The organism is Streptomyces sp. NPDC032161 (assembly GCF_040636995.1).
Lineage (GTDB): Bacteria > Actinomycetota > Actinomycetes > Streptomycetales > Streptomycetaceae > Streptomyces.
Genome location: NZ_JBEZVN010000031.1, coordinates 34,896 through 54,203, shown reverse-complemented (window position 1 = coordinate 54,203; position 19,308 = coordinate 34,896). Strand labels below are relative to the sequence as shown.

The 19,308-nt window shown below is 74.5% G+C and carries 10 protein-coding genes; 3 read left to right on the top strand and 7 right to left on the bottom strand.

Annotated features, from left to right (window positions below; genetic code table 11):
* Positions 1–280 precede the first annotated feature (280 nt).
* A complete protein-coding gene (locus AB0E67_RS30180) occupies positions 281–2,059 on the top strand; it encodes a beta-ketoacyl synthase N-terminal-like domain-containing protein (RefSeq protein ID WP_362032499.1) in 1,779 nt (592 codons plus the stop codon).
* A 201-nt stretch (positions 2,060–2,260) separates the two neighbouring features.
* Here AB0E67_RS30180 and AB0E67_RS30175 read toward each other — a convergent pair whose 3' ends face one another.
* Positions 2,261–2,692 (bottom strand): PaaI family thioesterase, encoded by a 432-nt coding sequence (locus AB0E67_RS30175; protein ID WP_362032496.1) that lies wholly within the window; start codon positions 2,690–2,692, stop codon positions 2,261–2,263.
* Entirely contained in the window at positions 2,685–8,819 is a 6,135-nt protein-coding gene (locus tag AB0E67_RS30170; RefSeq protein ID WP_362032494.1) for an SDR family NAD(P)-dependent oxidoreductase, read from the bottom strand. The genes AB0E67_RS30175 and AB0E67_RS30170 overlap by 8 nt, the downstream gene beginning before the upstream one ends.
* A 659-nt stretch (positions 8,820–9,478) precedes the next feature.
* Between AB0E67_RS30170 and AB0E67_RS30165 the strand changes: the two genes are divergently transcribed.
* The gene (locus tag AB0E67_RS30165) at positions 9,479–9,640 is read left to right on the top strand and encodes a hypothetical protein (RefSeq protein WP_362032491.1); all 162 of its coding nucleotides are present in this window, start codon (positions 9,479–9,481) and stop codon (positions 9,638–9,640) included.
* Between the two features lie 24 nt (positions 9,641–9,664).
* On the opposite strand, the gene AB0E67_RS30160 is transcribed toward AB0E67_RS30165, so the two are convergent.
* The 5 genes from AB0E67_RS30160 to AB0E67_RS30140 form a co-directional block, all read right to left on the bottom strand.
* Positions 9,665–10,993, bottom strand: coding sequence for a hypothetical protein (locus AB0E67_RS30160; RefSeq protein ID WP_362032488.1), 1,329 nt, complete (start codon positions 10,991–10,993; stop codon positions 9,665–9,667).
* Complete coding sequence (locus AB0E67_RS30155) at positions 10,990–14,535, bottom strand: DEAD/DEAH box helicase (protein ID WP_362032485.1); 3,546 nt, start codon at positions 14,533–14,535, stop codon at positions 10,990–10,992. Before AB0E67_RS30155 ends, AB0E67_RS30160 begins: the two co-directional genes overlap by 4 nt.
* Positions 14,536–15,022: 487 nt before the next feature.
* On the bottom strand, positions 15,023–15,706 hold the full coding sequence (locus tag AB0E67_RS30150) for an iron chelate uptake ABC transporter family permease subunit (protein WP_362032482.1): 684 nt from the start codon (positions 15,704–15,706) through the stop codon (positions 15,023–15,025).
* A gap of 506 nt (positions 15,707–16,212) precedes the next feature.
* Entirely contained in the window at positions 16,213–16,617 is a 405-nt protein-coding gene (locus tag AB0E67_RS30145; protein WP_362032479.1) for a hypothetical protein, read from the bottom strand.
* Between the two features lie 584 nt (positions 16,618–17,201).
* The gene (locus tag AB0E67_RS30140; RefSeq protein WP_362032477.1) at positions 17,202–17,798 is read right to left on the bottom strand and encodes a TetR/AcrR family transcriptional regulator C-terminal ligand-binding domain-containing protein; all 597 of its coding nucleotides are present in this window, start codon (positions 17,796–17,798) and stop codon (positions 17,202–17,204) included.
* Positions 17,799–17,891: 93 nt separating this feature from the next.
* Between AB0E67_RS30140 and AB0E67_RS30135 the strand changes: the two genes are divergently transcribed.
* Positions 17,892–19,280 (top strand): carboxylesterase family protein, encoded by a 1,389-nt coding sequence (locus AB0E67_RS30135; protein WP_362032474.1) that lies wholly within the window; start codon positions 17,892–17,894, stop codon positions 19,278–19,280.
* Positions 19,281–19,308 lie beyond the last annotated feature (28 nt).

Here is a 19,308-nt window from a genome sequence, read left to right as displayed (position 1 = left end):
TCCCGCCCCCGACGTGCGGCACGGACCCCCGTACCCGCGGAGCGACACATTGTCACACCGAGGACGGGCAGCACCAGGCTTCGCCGCCCACCCATTGTTTTTCGCCAACAGATGTCCATCTCAAGGGAGTTGAATGATCCATCCGCATGCGCGGGAAGTCGGCCGGATGGGATTTGTATCGGCAATGCCCTTTGCAGTTCAGGTAGTTGATGACCCAGGAATCTCAAATTCCTTTTCGGCAAGGGGTGATCATGCGATCGAACTGTTAACCTCACCGGCGATGTCATCGACTTCGGACACCACCACCGCCGCCGGTCCGCTGCGCCGGGCCATGGAGACGATCAGGTCGCTGCGCGCGGAGCTGGACGCCGCCCGCGGCACGCGGCGCATCGCCGTCGTGGGCACCGGACTGCGCGCGCCCGGCGGCATCGGCGACCGTGAGACGTACTGGCGGGCCCTGGCCGAGGGCCGCGACCTCACCGGCGAACTCCCCGGGCAGCGACGCGGCGTGTTCGCCGCCGCCTGGGACGGGCTGCTGTCCCGCGGCGGATACCTGGAGGACGTGTTCGGTTTCGACGCGAAGTTCTTCGGCATCTCACCCCGCGAGGCGAGGAACCTCGACCCGCAGCACCGCCTGCTGCTCCAGGTGGTCTGGGAGGCGTTCGAGGACGCGGCGATCCCGCCCGCGACCGTCGCGGAGTCCACCGGGGTCTTCGTCGGCATCACCGGACAGGACCACCGGCACTGGGCCGAACCCGAACCGAACGCCTCATGGCTGATCGGCAACGGGCACTGCTTCGCCGCGGGCCGGATCGCCTACACCCTCGGCCTGCGGGGACCGGCGATGGCCATCGACACCGCCTGCTCGTCCTCCCTGGTCGCGGTGCACACGGCGTGCCGCGCCCTGACGGCGGGGGACTGCGACGTGGCCGTGGCCGCCGGCGTGAGCCTCGTCCTCGCGCCGCGCTCCACGGCGGAGATCCAGCGCACCGAGGCCCTGTCGCCGGACGGCCGCTGCCGCCCCTTCGACGCACGGGCCAACGGCTTCGTCCGGGGCGAGGGCTGCGGCGCCGTGGTGCTCAAACGGCTCACCGACGCCGAACGCGACGGGGACCGCGTCCTCGCCGTGATCGAGGGCACCGGCGTCAACCAGGACGGCCGTTCCGCGGGCTTCACCGCCCCGGACGTCACGGCCCAGACCCTGCTCATCACGTCCGTGCTCGGCGCCACCGGACTCACCGCCGACGACATCGGCTACCTGGAGGCGCACGGCACCGGAACCCCGCTGGGTGATCCCATCGAACTGGAGGCCGCCCGCACCGCGCTGGGCGGCACCGGCCGCACCTGGTACGTCGGATCGGTGAAGGCGAACATCGGGCACACCGAGGCCGCCGCCGGCGTACTCGGACTCATCAAGACCCTGCTCTGCCTGGAGAGACGGCACATCCCCCGGCAGGCACGCTTCGAGCGGCTCAACCCGCGGATCGTGCTCGAAGGCAGCGGCATGACGGTACCGACGGAGACGGTCCCCTGGGACCCGACGGCCTCGGGCCGGTGCGCCGCGGTCAGTTCCTTCGGCATGAGCGGCACCAACGCCCACGCCGTGCTCTCCCCGGCGCCCGCCCCGACCCAGGAGCACCCGTCGGGCCTGGCCCAGGAGCACCCGTCGGGTCCGGGGACACGGCCCGTCACGCCCGCCTCCGCCCCCGGCGGACTCCTCGTCTCCGCGCACACCGCGACGGCACTGCGCACCCTCGCCCTGCGCTACGCCACGGCACTGGCCGGGCCCACCGCCGAGGCCGACTACGCCGCCTTCGCGTACACCGCGACCCACGGCCGCACCCGGCTGCGGTGCGCCGCCTGGATCACGGCGGACAGCGCCGCCGAAGCCCGCGAGGCGCTGACCGCGCTGGGCCGCGGCGCCGACGACCCGCGGCTGCGGACGCTGCACGGGACGGAGACCGTCCCGTTCGGTCCGGCGCCGCGCACCGTGCGCTCGCTGCCGCTCTACCCGTGGGAGGAGACCACCCACTCCATCCGCCCGCTCGGCGGAGCCTGAGAGTCTGTCGGGTGACCTCCGACCGGGCGGCCACGCCCTGGCACGCACGCTTCCGGCGTTGCCGGAATGCCCTCGTAGCTCCTTCCCCAAGCTCTCAAGGAGCAGGGGAGACCCCATCCGAAGACCTCCCGGCGCCTTGGAATCGCACGCACCATACCGCGTCCGCTTTCCGGCCGAAGGTCACCCGACAGGCTCCGAGTCTCACAGCGCGCGCCTCCTGCTGCCAGGGAAGGCGAAGTGCAGTGTGGCCAGGGCGACCAGGCGGCCCGGACCGTCCTCCACCCGTGCCGTGAACACGCCCGTCCGGCGCCCGATGCGCTCGGCCCGGACCCGGGCCCGCAGCTCACCCGGCTCCACCGCCTCCAGAAAGCTGATACTGCTCGACGTCAGCGTCGCCGACGGGGTCGCGCCCAGATAGGCGCTGACGGCGACGTACCCGGCCACGTCGGCGAACGCGAAGAGGGCCGGCCCGGACACCGTGCCGCCCGGCCGCACCGGCAGCCGCGACGGACACACGGTGAGGACCAGACCGTCGGCCGACACCTCGACCACGTCCAGTCCCTTCTCGTCCGGCAGATACTCCGCCAGCAGCAGACGCGTCTCCTCGACGCCGAGGACCGGGCGATCACCCATGCGCGGCGGACTCCTCCGTGTCGGACGTGCCGGACGTGCCGTACGTATCGGACGTGTCGGATGTGTCGAACAGCTCGGACAACGCGGCACCCAGGCGCGCCAGACTGCCGTACTTCCACAACAGCGTCGGACTCAGCCGCAGCCCCAGCGACGCCTCCAGCCGGTTGCGCAACTCCACCGACATCAGCGAGTCCAGCCCCAGCGACCTCAGCGGCACGTCCCGGGCCAGCTTGTCCCCGTCCACGCGCAGCACGAACGCGGCGTCGCGGCGCACCACCTCCTCCACCAGCTCCCTGCGCCGCCGCGCGGGCACGTTCCGCAGCCCCGTGTCGACCACCGCCCGGTCCGCGGCCGCGAGCGACTGCCAGCTGGACTGCGAGGCCGTGGCCGGATACGTCTCCCGCCACCGTTCGGGATCGAGCGCGGCATACGCGACGACCGCCTCGTCCGTCTCGATGAACCGGCGCAGCGCCCGCCAGCACGCGTCGACGTCGACTCCGCCCAGCCCCCGGTCCGCCAGCCGGTCGCCGCGATCGGCCGACCGCGCCGCGAGCCCGACGCCGGACACCGGACCCCACTGCACGCTCAGCCCGGGCAGCCCGGCCCGGCGCCGCTCCAGCGCCAGGGCGTCCAGTGCGCTGTTGGCCGCCGCGTAGGCCGCCTGACCGGCCGTGCCGACGTACGCCGCCGCCGACGAGAACAGCACGAACAGGTCGAGGCCGTCGTCGGCGGTGAGTTCGTGCAGCACCCGGGCACCGCGCGCCTTCGGGCGCAGCACCCGCTCGATCCGGCCGGCGTCGAGACCGAGCAGGGTCGCGTCGTCCAGGACGCCCGCCGCGTGGAACACCCCGCGCAGCGGAGGGAACCGCGTACGGATCTCGTCCAGCACCTCCCGCATGCGCCGCTCGTCGGCCACGTCGGCCGACCACACGCCCACCCGGGCCCCGGTGGCCCGCAGTGCCTCGATCCGGCCCGGATCGTCCGGCGCGGACCGTCCGAGGAGCGCGATCGCCCCGGCCCCCGAGTCCGCGAGGAACTCCGCCAGCGACAGGCCCAGCGCGCCGAGACCACCGGTGATCAGATAGGTGCCCCCGGCGCGCAGCCGCCCGTCCGACAGGGGCTGCGGCCGGACCGGTCCCGACCGGGCCGGAGCGGTGAGCACGACCTTGCCGATGTGTTCGCCGCGCGCCATGGTGCGCACCGCGTCCTCGGCGTCGGCGAAGTCCCGGGCGCGCACCGGCAGGGGACCGAGCTCGCCCGCCTCCACCAGATCCCACACGGTCCTGAGCAGCGACGCGAAACGCTCCGGGCGGCGGCGCAGCAGACCGGCGATGTCGACGGCCGCCACGGAGATCGACTTCTTGAACACCCCGAGGTCGACGGAGGTCCCGGCGTGGATGTCCCGCTTGCCGACCTCCACGAAGCGGCCGTCCTCGGCCAGCACCTCCATGCCGAGGGGCAGGGCGGCGCCGGACAGGGAGTTGAGCACCACGTCCACCCCCCGCCCGCCCGTGACCTCCCGCACCCGCGCCGCCCAGTCGAGACCGCGCGAGTCGAAGACGTGCGCCACACCCATGTCCCGCAGACGGCGGCGCTTGTCCTCGGTACCGGCCGTGGCGATCACCGTCGCGCCCGCCCGCCGAGCGACCTGCAGCGCGGCCAGGCCGAGACCCCCGGTGGCGGAATGCACGAGCACCGTCTCCCCGGGCCCGGTCCTCGCCACCTCGACGAGCGCGCAGTAGGCGGTGATGAGCACCATGGGCAGGGCCGCCGCCTCGACGGCGCTCAGCGCGGCGGGCACCGGCACGACATGCCGGGCGTCGACGGTGACATGGCTGGCGAGCGCCCCGAAACCACAGGCGACCACCCGGTCCCCGACGGCGGTCCCCGTCACCCCGGGTCCGACGGCGGTCACCTCGCCCGCGCAGTCCAGCCCCAGGAGTTCGCGGTCCGCCGAATCGTCCGGGTAGACGCCCATGGCCTTCATCACGTCGATGAAGTTCAGCGACGCCGCGTCGACGGCGACCTCCACCCGCCCCTCGCCGGGTGCCGACCGGTCCAGCGGCCAGCGGCACAGCGAGTCGAGAGCGCCCGGTCGTGCGATCCCCTGCCGGAACGGCTGCCCGGCCCCACCGGTGCGCCACGGCGCGGGCGTACGGGGGGAGCCGCCCCGCACCCGCTGTCCGACCAGGCGCTCACCACCGCGCAGGACCACGCGGTCCTCGGCGGCCGACAGCTCGTCCACCAGCTCGGCCGAGAACGTGTCCGTCTCGATGAGCCGCGCGCCGAACTGCGGGTACTCCGCCTGCACCACGGCCACGAAGCCCGCGTACAACCCGGCGGACTCCGTGTCCTCCCGGACCACCACCGCCAGTCCCGCCGAGGGGTTCTCGTCCAGGCAGCGGCGGATCAGTTCCGTCAGCTCCACCAGACCCGCCCATCCCCGCTCGGGCGCGACGAAGACCACGGTGTCCGCCTCGCCGAGGTCCTCCGGACCGAGCGCGTCCGGCAGCGCCTCCGCCGTCGCGCCCGCCCGCCCCCGGACGACGACACGACCGGCCGGACCCGCACGATCCGCCGCACCGGCCGGACCCGCGGAACCCGCCGAGTTCCCCGCACCGGCCGGATCGTTCCCCTCATGACGCGGGGCCCGACGCGCACGGGGCTCGAAGACCATCCGGTACACGTGGCGGCCGATGTCGTCCTGCTCCCCGCCGCCGCCCGGTACCTCGGCCAGCACCACTCCCGTCAGCCGGCCCACCGGCTCACGGTCGTCGTCGAACACCGCGAGGTCGAAACCGTCCCGGTCCGCCGCGCGCGCCGCGTGCACCCACAACCGCCGCGCACCGGTCACGGTCATCGCCGCACAGTCCACGGCGACCGGCACCGACGGCCCCTCGCCCAGGGCGAGAGCGGCCTGCAGAACGCCGTCCCACAGCACCGGATGGAGCGCCCCCGCCATGTCCCCGGACCGGCTCCCGGGCGGCAGCTCCAACCGGACCAGGGCCTCGTCCCCGGCGAGGTGCCCGCCGGTCACCGACCGGAACGCCGCACCGTACGGAAGGTTCCGCCGCGCACAGTCCCGGTAGAAGCCGTCCGCGTCCAGGTCCTTCCCGTCGAGCAGGTGGTCCGGGAACGTGTCGAAGGGCACCGGGGCACCCCAGGACGCCACCGCGCGGAAATGCCGCGACCATCCGCCCCCGCCGTCCTCCTCGCCCCCGGTGCGCGAGGCGACGGACACCACACCGGCCGGGCCCGCACCCGGACGCCAGGTCACCGCGAGCCTCGACGGTTCCTCACCGACCGCCAGCGCCGTCGGCAGAGCGATGTCGCGCAGCACGAGCGGGCCGTCGCCACGCCCGCGCAACGAGTGCTGCGCCAGGGCGAGATGGCCGCCCGCCGGGAAGACGGCCGTGTCGTGCACCCGGTGATCGGCCAGCCACGGATGCGCCCCGACGGACACCTCGACGGCGTCCTCCCACACCCCCGCCGCCGTCGAAGGCGCCGGCGACACCGCCAGTCGGCCGCCCGTACCCGTCGCCGCTCCGCCGCGCCGGGGCGCGACCCAGTGGCGCTCGCGCCGGAACGGGTACGGCGGCACGGCCACCGGGGGACGCCGCGCCGGACGCGGACCCCAGGCGTCCAGCCCGGAGACGTACGCCTCGCCGAAGGCCCGGAACAGGTCCCGGTGCGTCCCCTCGCCCCGGCGCAACGTGCCCAGCACGACCGGCGGTTCGCCGCGTTCCTCACCGATCTGGCGGAGCGCGGTGCCCAGCCCCGGATGCGGGCTGACCTCGACCAGATGCGTCACCCCGTCGTCCAGCAGCAGGCCCACCGCCTCGGCGAAACGCACCCGGCCGCGCAGGTTGGCCGCCCAGTACCCGGCGTCCAGCTCCGTGCCGTCGAGCCGCCGCAGGTCCACCGTGGACAGCAGGGGAGTGTGCCCCCGGCGCGGGGTCACCGGCGCCAGCGCCTCCCGGATCGCCGGCACGATGGCGTCGATCTGCGGACTGTGCGACCCGTAGTCGACGTCCACCAGACGGCAGAACACGTCGTCGGCCCCGAGGATCTCCTGGAGCAGCAGCACCGAGTCCTCGTCACCGGACAGCACGCAGGACCGCGGCCCGTTGTGCACGGCCAGCTCGACCAGCCCCTCGAAGCCCTCCAGCGCCTTCGCCGCGCGCTCCGGACCGAGGTCGACGGCCAGCATCCGGCCGCGCCCGGCGACCCCGCGGAGGATCGCACTGCGCCTGCTCACCACCAGGGCGGCGTCCTCCAGCGACAGCGCTCCCGCCACCGCCGCGGCCGCGATCTCGCCCTGGCTGTGGCCCACCACCACGTCCGGTGTCACACCCGCGTCCGCCCACGCCGCCGCGAGCGACACCGACATGGCCCACGACGCGGGCTGCACCTGCTCCACCCCGGACGGCACCACCCGGCCCGTGACGAGGTCGCGCACGTCCCACGGGACGTGCCGCGACAGGGCCCGGGCACACCGGTCCATGGCGTCGGTGAAGGCCGCGTCGTGCCCGTACAGGCCCGCGCCCATGCCCGTCCACTGCGCGCCCTGTCCGGGAAAGAGCAGGGCGACCCCGCCGACCTCCCGGGCCCGTCCGGACACCGTCCCGGCCGGCTCGGGGCCGATCAGCGCCCGCCGCTCCGGGAAGTGGTCCCGGTGCCAGGCCAGGGTCCGTGCCACCTCCCGGGCGCAGGCCCCCTTGTCGACCAACTCACGTATGTCCGCGGTGCGTTGTTCCAGGGCCTCGGCGGAGTGCGCGCTCAGCGGCAGCAGGAAGGGTGCGCCGGAGCCGGACTCGGAGGAGTCGGGAGCGGGGTCGGACTCGGACTTCAAGGAGTCGGGGGCTCCGGGCGGCCCGGTCAGGACGACGTGCGCGTTCGTCCCGCCCCAGCCGAACGAGTTGACACCGATGTGGCTGCCCGGCACCAGAGCGAGGGGTTCCCGGGCGACGGCCAGGTTCAGCCCGTCGAAGTCGATGTCCGGACTGAGCTCCTCGGCGTGCAGACTCGGTGGCACGACACCGTGCTCCAGCGCCAGCACCGACTTGACGACCCCGGCCAGCCCCGCCGCCGGTTCGAGGTGGCCGATGTTGGTCTTGACCGAGCCGATGTACAGCCGACGCCCCTCCATGGCCCGGCCCAGCACCTCGCCGAGCGCCCCGGCCTCGGCGGTGTCGCCGCGCACGGTCCCGGTGCCGTGCGCCTCGACGTACGCGAGCCTCTCCACCGGCACGGTGCCCGCCCCGTACACCCGCCGCAGCAGATCCCGCTGGGCGGCCGGGTTCGGGGTGACGAGGCTGTCCCCGCCGCCGTCGTTGTTCACGGCACTGGCCACCACCACCGCGCGCACCCGGTCGCCGTCGCGCAACGCGTTGCGCAGGGGCTTGAGATACACGACGACGACGCCCTCGCCGCGCACGAACCCGTCCGCCCCGGCGCCGAAGGCATGGCAGCGCCCGGTGGGCGAGAGTCCGCCGAAGTGGGTGAGCCCCACCGTCACCTCGGGTGTCAGCATCAGGTTCGCCCCGCCCACCAGCGCCGCGTCGACCTCGCCGTGACGCAGCGCCTGACATGCCTGGTGCAGGGCGACCAGGGACGACGAACAACTGCTCTCGATGGTCAGGCTGGGCCCGGTCAGGCCGAGCACGTAGGAGATCCGGGACGAGACGATGTCGAGCGAGTTGCCGACGATGCTGTGCTGCGTGGCCCCCGCGCCCGCGTCCTTGCGCAGCAGTTCGTAGTCGTGCCACAGCCCGCCGACGTACACCCCGGTGCGCGATCCGCGCAGCGAGCCGGCCGCCTCACCGGCGTCCTCCAGGGCCCGCCAGACGGTCTCCAGCATCAACCGCTGCTGCGGGTCGAGGACTTCCGCCTCACGGGGCGAGATGCCGAAGAACTCCGCGTCGAACAGGTCGACGCCGTCGATGAACCCCCCGACCGACTGGATCTCGCGCGTCGGGTCGAGCACCTCCCCGGCGTCCCACCGCTCCGGCGGCACCGGTCCGATGGCGTCACCGCCGTCGATCAGCAGCTCCCACAGAGCGTCCGTGTCCGGCGCCTGCGGGAACCGTCCCGCCATGCCGACGATCGCGACCAGGTCAGACCCCACGCCGTGCAACAGCCCTCCCCAAGTGGCCCTGCCGCCCCAACGGCCCCCCATACTGATCCGCCCCACCGCTCTTGTCGACCCCCGCGCCCGGGCGCACCGACGAGCGCGGTCGGACCGGCCCCGCCCCGCCCGGGCCCCACGGCGTGCTCATCCCCGTCGTGGCCACCGCCGCCACGGCCGGTCCGGGGCGGCCCCGAGGCCGCCGTGCTCGTCGACTGCGCACCCTTGGCGGGCCAGGGCCTGCTCGTGCTCACGAGGGCGCCGGGGTTCGGCCGCGACCTCTCCGCGGCTCAGGTGACCCAGGTGGCCCGCCTCGCCACCGAGACCGCCCGGCGGGCCGCCGAACGCTTCGGCTGCGAAGGGAAATTGGGCGAACGCCCCACGACCGTGGACCGCCCAGCCGGCACCACGCGTCCGGTCGCCGACGCGACCGGCACCTGCCGGGGCGCGGTGTCCCGGGACGTCGCCGGGGCCCTGCGGGCCACGGCCGTCCGGGAAGGCGCGGCGGGCCGCACGCTGACCGAGGAGTGCGACGTCGAACGCGGCGAGCACGGCGACCTGGTCCTGACCGCGTACTACGGCCCCTCCTCCGAGCGGGAGAGGTACCTCGACCGTCGCCACCCCGGCAGCGTCACGGGCTCACGGACCCGGTCCCACCCGTGCCCGGCGCGCTCGCCACCGGGTACTTCACACTCACTCCGCCCAAGGGGGAGGACGGCGAGCCGGCCCCGGTGGACAAAGCGACCTCCGAGGCCATGACGGATCTCCTGGCGGCGTTCGCGAGCGCCTCCGGGGCGCGGCACGGGTGCCGGGTCTCCTGACAGGCACCGGTGAGTGACGATGCGTCAGCGTATTGTCGGCCGCGCCGTACGTGCGCGGCGGGCGGCCCGGTACGCCTCGACCGGATCGGCGGAGCATCCGGCGGCCGGCCGCCATTCCTCGCCGAACGAGGTGAACGGGAACCAACGGCCGTCCGGTCCCGGGCGGAGCTGGACACCGGCGGTGGTGTCGGTGAGGGCGCCGTCGACGACGTCGATGCCGCCGAGGGACAGCGCCCCGGACGCGCGGACGGCGTCCCTGGCCCGTTCCAGGACGGCGTCCGGGACCGGGGCCGGGGCCAGGGCGGCATGGGCCCCGGCCGGGCCGCCGTGCCGGTATCCGATCACCGACGTGCGCAGCGCGGCCTCGTCGTGGCCGGTGGCGCGGACGGCGTCCGGGATCCGGTGCACACCGTCGGGCGTGGCCAGGACCCGCACCACGTCGGCGAGTTCGTCGTGCGGCCGACCCGCCGCCCCGGTCCCGGCCAGCAGGGCGCGGGCGCGGTCGGCGGCGTCCTCGGTCATCCACGCCAGTTCCCGCGCCGGGGGACAAGGGGCGGGCGGGTCGTCGAGGGCGTCGGTGAGCGGGTCGACGGAGTCCGGGCCGCCCCCGGCCCCCCACCCGGCCCCGGTCTCCGCCCCGGCCCCGTTCCTGTCCTCCGCCCCGGGCCTCCGCGGCGGGCGGTGCGTCCAGAGCGAGTAGGCCTGGTCGGCGCGGACGGTGCCGTTCGCGTCGGCGGGCAGGGCGCCGGGAACGGTGTCGGTCACGCGAGCGCGGAGGAGCGCGGCGAGGTCCCGGGTACGCATGCCCCGGGCGGTGAGCAGCAGGGAGGCGCCACCGGCCAGGCGTTCGGCCACGGCGTGGCCGACGGCCGCACTGTGGTCGCACACGCGGCCGGCCCGCCCGGGCGGGCAGGTGCACGAGAAGCGGATCTCGTCGGCTCCCGGGACGACGGAGACCCCGCCGACGCGGGAGCCCGCGGCCCCGTCCCCGCCCTCGGCGGGATCGTCGGCCACCGGTACGCGCTCGGCTAACAGGTCCGCGATCGAGGCGGGCAGGCGTCCGGCCAGGAGGTCGGCGACCGCGGCGGGGACGTCCACGAGCCGGGCGGTCAGTGCGTGCCCCTGCTCCTGGGTGAGTTCGGGGAAGGAAAGGGCGGCCTTGAGAGCGGCCCTCTTCACGGTGACGGCCGCCGAGAACCGTCCGGGGGCGGCGTGGATCTGGCCGACGGCGCCGTTGCGGTGCAGGGCGAGGCCCTTGGCGTGGGAGGCGGAGCCGTCGGTGGCCAGATGGAAGTGCCGCTTCCAGACCGTGACGAGGGGCTCCGTGCTGCGGGGGCCGGCGGAGGTGGTCATCGGGTTCCCTGGAGGGTGACGAGGGCGGCCAGTTCGGTGTCGTCGAGATCGGCGAGGGCGCTCTCGCCGGAGGTGAGGACCGCCTCGGTCAGGGCGCGTTTACGGGCGAGGAGCTCGGCGATGTGGTCCTCGACCGTGCCCTCGGTGATCAGGTGGTGGACCTGGACGGTACGGCGCTGGCCGATGCGGTACGCGCGGTCGGTGGCCTGGTCCTCGACGGCGGGGTTCCAGGGCCGGTCGTAGTGGACGACGTGCTCGGCGCGGGTGAGGTTGAGCCCGGTGCCCGCGGCCTTCACCGACAGGACGAACAGCGGGGCCGGGTCGGGGTCGTGCTGGAAGCGGTCGACCAGGTCCTGGCGGCGGGCGGGCGGCGTCTGCCCGTGGAGGAAGTACACGGAGCGGTGGCCGCGGGCGCGCAGATGGCGTTCGAGGATGCGGCCCATCCCCACGTAGCCGGTGAAGATCAGAGCGGCCTCGCCGCGGCCGGCGAGCGTGGACAGCAGCTCGTCCAGCGCCGCCAGTTTGCCCGACCGCCGTACGGAGCCGGCCGGGCCGTCGGCGCCGTCGTCGAGAGGTTCCTTGAGGTAGAGGGCGGGGGCGTCGCAGATCTGCCGCAGAGCCTGGAGGAGCCCCAGGACCAGGCCGCGGCGGGCGATGCCCGTGCTGCGGGCGATCGCGTCCATGGTGTCGCGGACGGTCGCCTCGTACAGGCCGATCTGTTCGTCCGTCAGGGACACGACCCGGGTGTGGTGGACCTTGCCGGGCAGTTCGGGGGCGATGCCGGGGTCCGACTTGTGCCGACGCATCATGAACGGGCCGATCAGGCGGGCGAGTTGTGCGGCCGCCGGTGACCCGACGTCCTTCTCCACGGTGCCGTAGCGGGCGCGGAAGGCGGTCCGGGAGCCGAAGAGGCCGGGGTTGGTCCAGTCGAGGACGGCCCACAGCTCCGTGAGGTTGTTCTCGACCGGAGTGCCGGTGACGGCGAGCCGGGCCCGGGCGGGCAGTTCGCGCAGCGCGACGGCGGTCGCCGAGGCGGGGCTCTTGGCGTGCTGGGCCTCGTCGGCGACGACGAGCCCCCAGCGGAGGGCGGCGAGCGCGCGGGTGTCGCGGCGCAGCGTGCCGTAGGTGGTGACGACGACGCAACGGTGGTCGAGGGCCTCGGCGTCGAGGGCGCGGCCGGAGCCGTGGTAGCGCACGACGGTCGTGCCCGGGGCGAAGCGGTCGATCTCCCGCTGCCAGTTGGTCATGAGGGAGGCCGGACACACCACCAGGGTCGGCCCGGCGTCCGGGACGGTCTCGGCGCGGTGGAGGTACAGGGCGATGGCGGTCAGTGTCTTGCCCAGGCCCATGTCGTCGGCCAGCAGCGCGCCGAAGCCCATGCCCGTGGTGTGGGCCAGCCAGGTCAGGGCCCGTTGCTGGTAATGGCGCAGCGTGGCCTTCAGCCCGGACGGCGGCGGGACGGGCCGCGGGTCCGAGGGGGCCCGGCGCAGCTTCTCGACCAGGGCGGCGAGGGTTCCGGCGGGCCGGACCCGGAGCATCTCGCCGTCGACGGCGAGCGCACCGGACAGGGCGGCGGCGAGGGCGTCCAGCGACGGCAACGGCGCCAGAGCGCGCTCGCGGGCGCGGCGGGCGGTGTCGGGGTCGACGAGCAGCCAGCGGCCGCGCAGCCGGATCAGCGGCCGTACGGCCTCGGCCAGGGCGGTCATCTCCTCGTCGGTCAGCGGCTCGCCGTCGAGGTCGATGTGCCAGCGGCAGTCCACCAGCCTCTCCAGGGCCAGACAGCCGCCCCTGCCCGCGCTCGGCGCGCTCTCGTCGTGGCCGCCGACGACGGCGGTGGAGGTGAGGGTTCCGACGAGGAAGGCGGGCCACTGGACGGTGACGCCGAGGCCGGAGAGCGGGCCGGCCGCGTGGAGATGGAGCCGGACCAGGTCGTGCGCGGACAGGGTGGTCCCGTTGGGCCGCTCCTGGACGGCCAGGCCGGCGAGGGGCGGGAAGACCCGGGCGGCGCGGCGCAGGACCCGGCGCACGCCGGGCAGGAGCGCGGGCGTGAGGTCCGGATGCGGCGTGCGCCCGTCCCAGACGCCGATCGCCGACACGGTCTCCCGCCCGTCCGGGGCGCCGAGGTGCAGGGTGACGGGCACCGCGGGTGCCTCCCCGGTCGCGTCGGGCTGCTTGACGCGCAGCACCAGACCGGGGACGGGGCGGGGGTCGACGGTGTCCTCGATCGCGTCGGCCCACTTCCACAACTCCGGCAACGGCCCGGCCTGCTGCTCGGGGGGCCCGCAATAGGGGCCGGCCCCGAGGAGCACGGAGGCGCCCGGGGTACGGAGCATGCTGTCGGCGACGGCGTCCAGGAGGGCCCACACCGCCGCTTCGGGCGCGGGCACACGGGCGGGTGTCGTACCGGCGAGGAGACAGTGGCCCTCGGGGGCCAGCCGCACGGCGGCGTCGGCCGCGGCCCGGCGCAGCACGTCGGTGACCGGCCCGACGCGCCAGCAGTCCTGGCCGTCGGCGGTCAGGGCGGGGTGGACGCGTCGCCGCGCCACGCAGTCCAGGCCCAGCCGGACGGCGTGCCGCCACCCGGTCACCGACGGATGCTCCCCGTCCCGGGACGCCAGCAGGGCCGGCAGGGCGAGGCCGAGCGGGACGGCGATCCCGGTCACGGTGGCGCGGCGCGGCATGATGCCGCCCGGGCCGGCCAGGACGAGCTCACGGGTGACCGCCGGCAACGGCGCCGCGGGGGCCTCGGCCTCGGCGAGCGGTGAGCCGTCGGGCCGGAAGGCCATCCACGCGGTGCGCGCCGGATGCGTGGAGGACAGCAGGGTGAAGGCCGCGCCCCCGGCGAGGAGCCGGTCGACGACGGTGCGTGCGTCGAACAGTTCGGGCGCGCTCGCCGCGAGGGCCCGCGGGGGTTCCTGGGCGGACGCGGGCGGGACGGGCGGCCCGGCCGGGACCGGCGGTGCGGGAGGGACCGGTGGCGCGGGTGAAACCGACGGCTTGGCCGGAACCCGTGGTGCGGGGGCACGCCGCGGCGCCCGCGCCGGGGGCGGCACCGCGCCGATCGGTCCGGGCCGCGCCCCGACGTGCCCGGCGAAGGGGTCCTCCAGCCCGGCGAGCGCGGCGACGAGGCCCGCCATGGCCCGCTGACGGGCGGCCTTGCGCGTGTGGGCCCGCTGGACGCTTCCGGTGACCTCGTGCCCGTCGGACGCGAATGCCGCCCGCGCCACGAAGGCCTGCTCGCTCCCGGGTTCGTGCCCTTCCCGGACCGTCGCCGAGGGCAGACGCAGCAGTTGGGCGTGCAGGGAGACGACGCGGGGCGCGAGAGCGGGGTCGGAGGCGATCGCGCCGAGCGCCGCCCGACGGGCCCGCGCCCACAGCTCCGTGACCGGGGCCTCGAGCAACAGCAGCCGCAGATCGGGAACATGGGGAGGCGCTTCCCCGAGCCGCCGTACGGCCTCCGCCGCGATCCGGGCGGCCGTGCCACGAGGCGCGTCGGCGGCGATGGCCCCGCGAAGGGCATGATGGAAGGCATCCGCGTCCAACGTCTCCGGCCCCGGCACGCCCGGGGACCCGCTCGATGTCTCCGGTCCGGGTACCACGACGGATCCGCTCGGCGTCTCCTGCTCCGATGCCTTCACGGACCCGCTCGACGTTTTCGGCCCCGACGCCTCCGCGGATCCGCTCGGCGTCTCCGGCCCCGGCGCCTCCGCGGACCCGTGAGAGCCGTCGTCGGCGCGGGCCGACGGGATGCCGGGTGCGGCAGGGCGGTCGCTGAGGGCGGCAGGCGTGCCGACGCGCCGCGGACGCTCGATGGACAAGAAGCACTCCCCGGAGACCTGGATGCCGTCGGAACCGCCCGCCATTGTGGCCCGCGCCCTCGTCGGGCCGCACAACCGTATAGAACGGCCCATTCAATGGCGACCAACCTCAAAACGGGCATGGGTCGGCGGATGTCAGGGGCGGTTGTCGACCGCGCACCCGCAGAACTCACCTTTCCGGGCTGCTGCTCGAACGGCAGTGCCCCCGCCCTCACCCCGTCCGGCCGTTGCGTCGGCGGCCGAGGGGCAGCCAGAGCAGGTACCCGCCTCCGGCGCTCACGGTGACGGCACCGGTGGGGAGTTGGGCCGGGGCGAAGGCATGAGCGGCGACCCAGTCGGCCCCGGCGAGCAGGACGGCACCGACCAGGGCGGCGCCGGGAAGGCTGATCCCGGGCGTGCGGCGGTAGAGGAGCCGGGCGATCTGCGGGGCGGCGAGGGCCACGAACGCGAGGGGGCCCGCGACCGAGGTGGCCACGGCCGTGAGCGCGACGCCCACCGTGGCGAGGAGCAGCCGCCCGCGGACGACCCGTACGCCGGGGGAGGTGGCCACGTCGTCGCCGAGTTCGAGGGCGCGCAGGGTGCGTGCGAACAGCGCGGTGGCGAGGGCGAGCGGGGCGATGGCCACCGGGGCCGGAACGGCCTGTTCCCAGCCGAGCGCGTCGAGGCTGCCCGCGGTCCACTGGGCCGCGCGGGCGGCGACGGACGTGTCGGCGCCGTACATCAGCCAGGTGTTGACCGAGGTGAGGACCGCGCTCACGGCGATGCCGGTGACGACGAACCGGGCGGTGGCCGTGGAGCGTCGGCCGCCGAGCGCGTACACGACAGCGGCCGTGGCGAGGTCGCCGACGAGGGCGCCGAGCGCGGTCCGGCCGGTGGCCCGGGTCAGGCCCACCACCGCGTGCTTCGCCGCGACGTACGGCGCGATGCCGGGCAGGGTGGTGGATCCCGGGCCGACCGGACCGTCTTCTGCCCGACCTCGACGTCGAGGGGGACGAGCTCACACGGAGGATCCCGCTCGACCACCCCGCCGAACCGCAGCCGCGGACGGCGATGCAGACGGCCTGACAGGCCGTCGGCCCGTCCCGTTCCCGCCCGTGCCCCGTCGAGACCTCGAACGGGAACGGACCGCGGCGGGCCGCTCGTACGCCGGCCGGTTCCGACCGACGCCCCGCATGCGCTACAGTTGATCTTGTCAGTCCGCAGCAACTCACAGCGGTCGGCAATGCGTTGGTGGTCCAAGGAAAGGCGCCCCGCTTCCTGCGGGGAGATGCAGGTGCAAGGCCTGCCCAGCGCTCGCTCACGGAGCCCTTCCCCTATAGGGGAAGGGCTCCGTCGCATTCTCCGTGCGTCCCGAATTCGCGCGTCCGAACGGTCGCGCCCGCGAGCGGCGGGTCTACCGCGTCACCACCTGTCGACGCCCATCGCCTTCGCCGCGCTGTGAATCGCGTTGTAGTGCGGAGTAGACATGTCCGACTTCTTCTGGTTCGCCGGGAGGTTCCGGTCGGCCTGCCGGAACTCGTCGCGCGCCGCGGCCAGCAGGCTGGTTCCGTGACCGACCGGCACATCGTCCTTCCCGTGCACGGGATGCGACTTGGCCGCCGTCTGGCTCCCGGCGTTGGCCAGGATGCTCCGCGCCTGGTTGTACGCGGCCGGCTTGATCGCCTTCGGATTGGCCGCGACGGCGTGCGTATCGGCCACCGCGCGGGCCCTCCCGGGGCCGAAGGCGGCGGAGGCGGGGGCGACGGCCGCCGCGACGACTCCGACCGCCAGCACCGCGGCGAGCCCGGTCCGGACGATGAGTTTCATACGATGCCTCTCTTGCGCGACGGCAGGACTCCAGGTTGTTGCAGGAGGAATCCTGCCCACACGGGCGAAGGACTTCTGGTGTCGCCGACCCGGCGATGACTTCGGACCACCCGACCGGACGCCACATCACCCGGCGTCCGGGGCGCCGGACCACCCGACCGGAGGTCAACGCCGGATCCGTGCATGGGCGGTTCGAAGCGCCCCTCTGCTTCCCGCCACCACTGCGCCGACCCCGTGCGGGCGGGGGCCCGCACATGGCCTGTCCATTCCGCGCGGAGCGGACCGGCGCGAGCGGCGGTTCGGCCAGGAGAACCGGAGGCGATGCAGTCGGCGTATCAGGGCTCGTCGCTGTCCGCCCCGGCGGCGTGCCTCTTGTCACCGGTGTTCGTCGCGCGGTGCTTCTCGAATCGGGTGCTGCCGTCGGCCGCGTACTGATGACACACCAGGTCGACCGCGCGTGTCGCCGGCCCCCGTCCGCGCCGGGCCGGGTGGAGCCCGTGGGCGACGTCGCCCTGACCGGCTCCCAGTCCTCGCCTTCCGCGGCCGGCTCTCCACCCGGACCGGCGCCGACCGTCGTACTCCCATCAGGAGTTCGTACGGGGCCCGATCCCGGTCAGGGCGAGGTCGACCGCGCGTACCACGGTCTCGGCCGGCAGCACGGTTCCGATGTGGGTGACATGGATGTGCAGCAGCCCCCCGAGTGTGAACAGGACCAGTTCGGGGTCGACGTCGTCGGCGATCTCCCCCCGGGCCTTGCCGCGGTCCAGGATGACGGCCGCCTTGCCGATCCGTTCGACCCAGAACTCCTTCCGTGCCGCCTCGACCTCGGGATCCCGGTCCGAGACGACCGTGCCCCGGACGAAGGCGATGCCCGTCGGCGTCGACACGAAGGCGGCGAGGTCGGTGAAGAAGTCGATCAGGTCCTGCCGGACCGACCCGGTGTCGGGGATCGGCACCGACTTCTCGGTGTGCGTCAGCAGCGCGTCGATGAGGAGGCGGGGGCGGGTCTTCCATCGCCGGTAGATCGACGTCTCGTGCACGCCCGCCGTCCGGGCGATGTCGGCGATCCGGGTGTCGTCGATCCCGACGGTCCCGATGCGGGCGATGGTCGCGTCGAGCACGGCGCTCCGCAGCCGGGCCCCCCGCATTCCCCGGACCCGGTCGTCGGCAGAGGAAGTCATGAGAAGAAGTATCGCAGGTGCACTTGCGATACGTCTCGCAGAGGTTTTTACTTCACCTCAACGCAAGTCGACTTGCGTAAGGAGGCTGATCCGATGACGGTGGTGTCCACCGAGGCCGGAACATGGCGGGGAACCCAGGGCGACAAGGGCCGGGTCACGGTCTTCCGAGGGATCCGGTACGCGCAGGCCGAGCGGTTCGGGGTCCCGCGACGGCCCACGCCGCACACCGACGAGCCCGTCGACGCCACCGAGCCCGGCCGCATCGCACCGCAGACACCGTCCCGCCTGGAAGGGGTGATGGGCGCGGCCGGCACGCTGCCGCAGTCCGAGGACTGCCTGCGCCTCACCGTCACCACACCCGGCATCACGTCGGACACCGGGCCGGAACCTTCCGGACCGCGGCCCGTCATGGTGTGGCTGCACGGCGGCGCCTATCTGTCGGGCAGCGGCGAGTGGGACGTCTACGACGCGCGACGGCTGAGCGCGGAGGGCGGCATCATCGTGGTGTCGGTCGGCTACCGGCTCGGAGCGCTCGGCTACCTGCGCGCACCCGGCGTGTCCGGGGGCAACCTCGGACTGCTGGACCAGATCTCGGCCCTGGAATGGGTCCAGGACAACATCCACGCGTTCGGCGGCGACCCCCGCCGGGTGACGGTGGTCGGTCAGTCGGCGGGCGCGCATTCGATCGCCGCGATCCTCGGGGCGGCCGGCTCGGCGCGCCTCTTCCACCGTGCCGTGCTCCAGAGCGCGCCGCTCGGGCTCGGCTTCGCCACGCAGCGGGAGGCCGAGCGGGTCGGCGAGTTGTTCCTCCAGCAACTGGGGACCGACCCGTTCCGGGCGACGGTCGCCGAGATCCTCGCCGCGCAGGGTCGTGCCGCCCGGTTGTCCGCCGGACGGCTGGGGCTCAACTCCGCCCCGCCGTTCCTCCCCGTGGCCGACGCCGGTCCGCTGCCGGACCCGGAGACCTGGCGCACGTCCGTGCTGGACCGGGCCCGCGGGGGACTGGACATCGTGCTCGGCACCACCCGCGACGAGATGAAGGCGTTCTTCGGTCACCACCCCGTCTTCCACAAGGTGAGAAGTGTTCCCCTGGCCGGGGGCCCGGTCGCCGACGGCGCGGAACGACTGATCCGGCGGAAGGTCTTCGACGCCCCGACCCGGAGCCTCGCCGATCTGCTTGCCGGGGCCGGTGCGCGCGTCTACCGCTACCAGGTCCACCGCTTCCCCGTCGGCGGACCGTTCGGCGCCTGCCACTGCATCGAACTCCCGCTGCTGTTCGGACAGGCCGAGGACGGGGACGACGGTGTCGGCGCCGCCTGGCGCGGTGCGCCGATGCTGTCCGGGGTCCCCCCTCGGACACTCGCGTCGGCCGGGACCCGGATGCGCGCGCTGTGGAGCGAGTTCGTCCGTTCCGGCATGCCCGACGGCTCCCGCTGGAGGCGGCACACCCCGGGCTCCCGATACGCGGCGGAGCTCCCCTAGACGCACGGACGGCAACCACGGAGAGGAT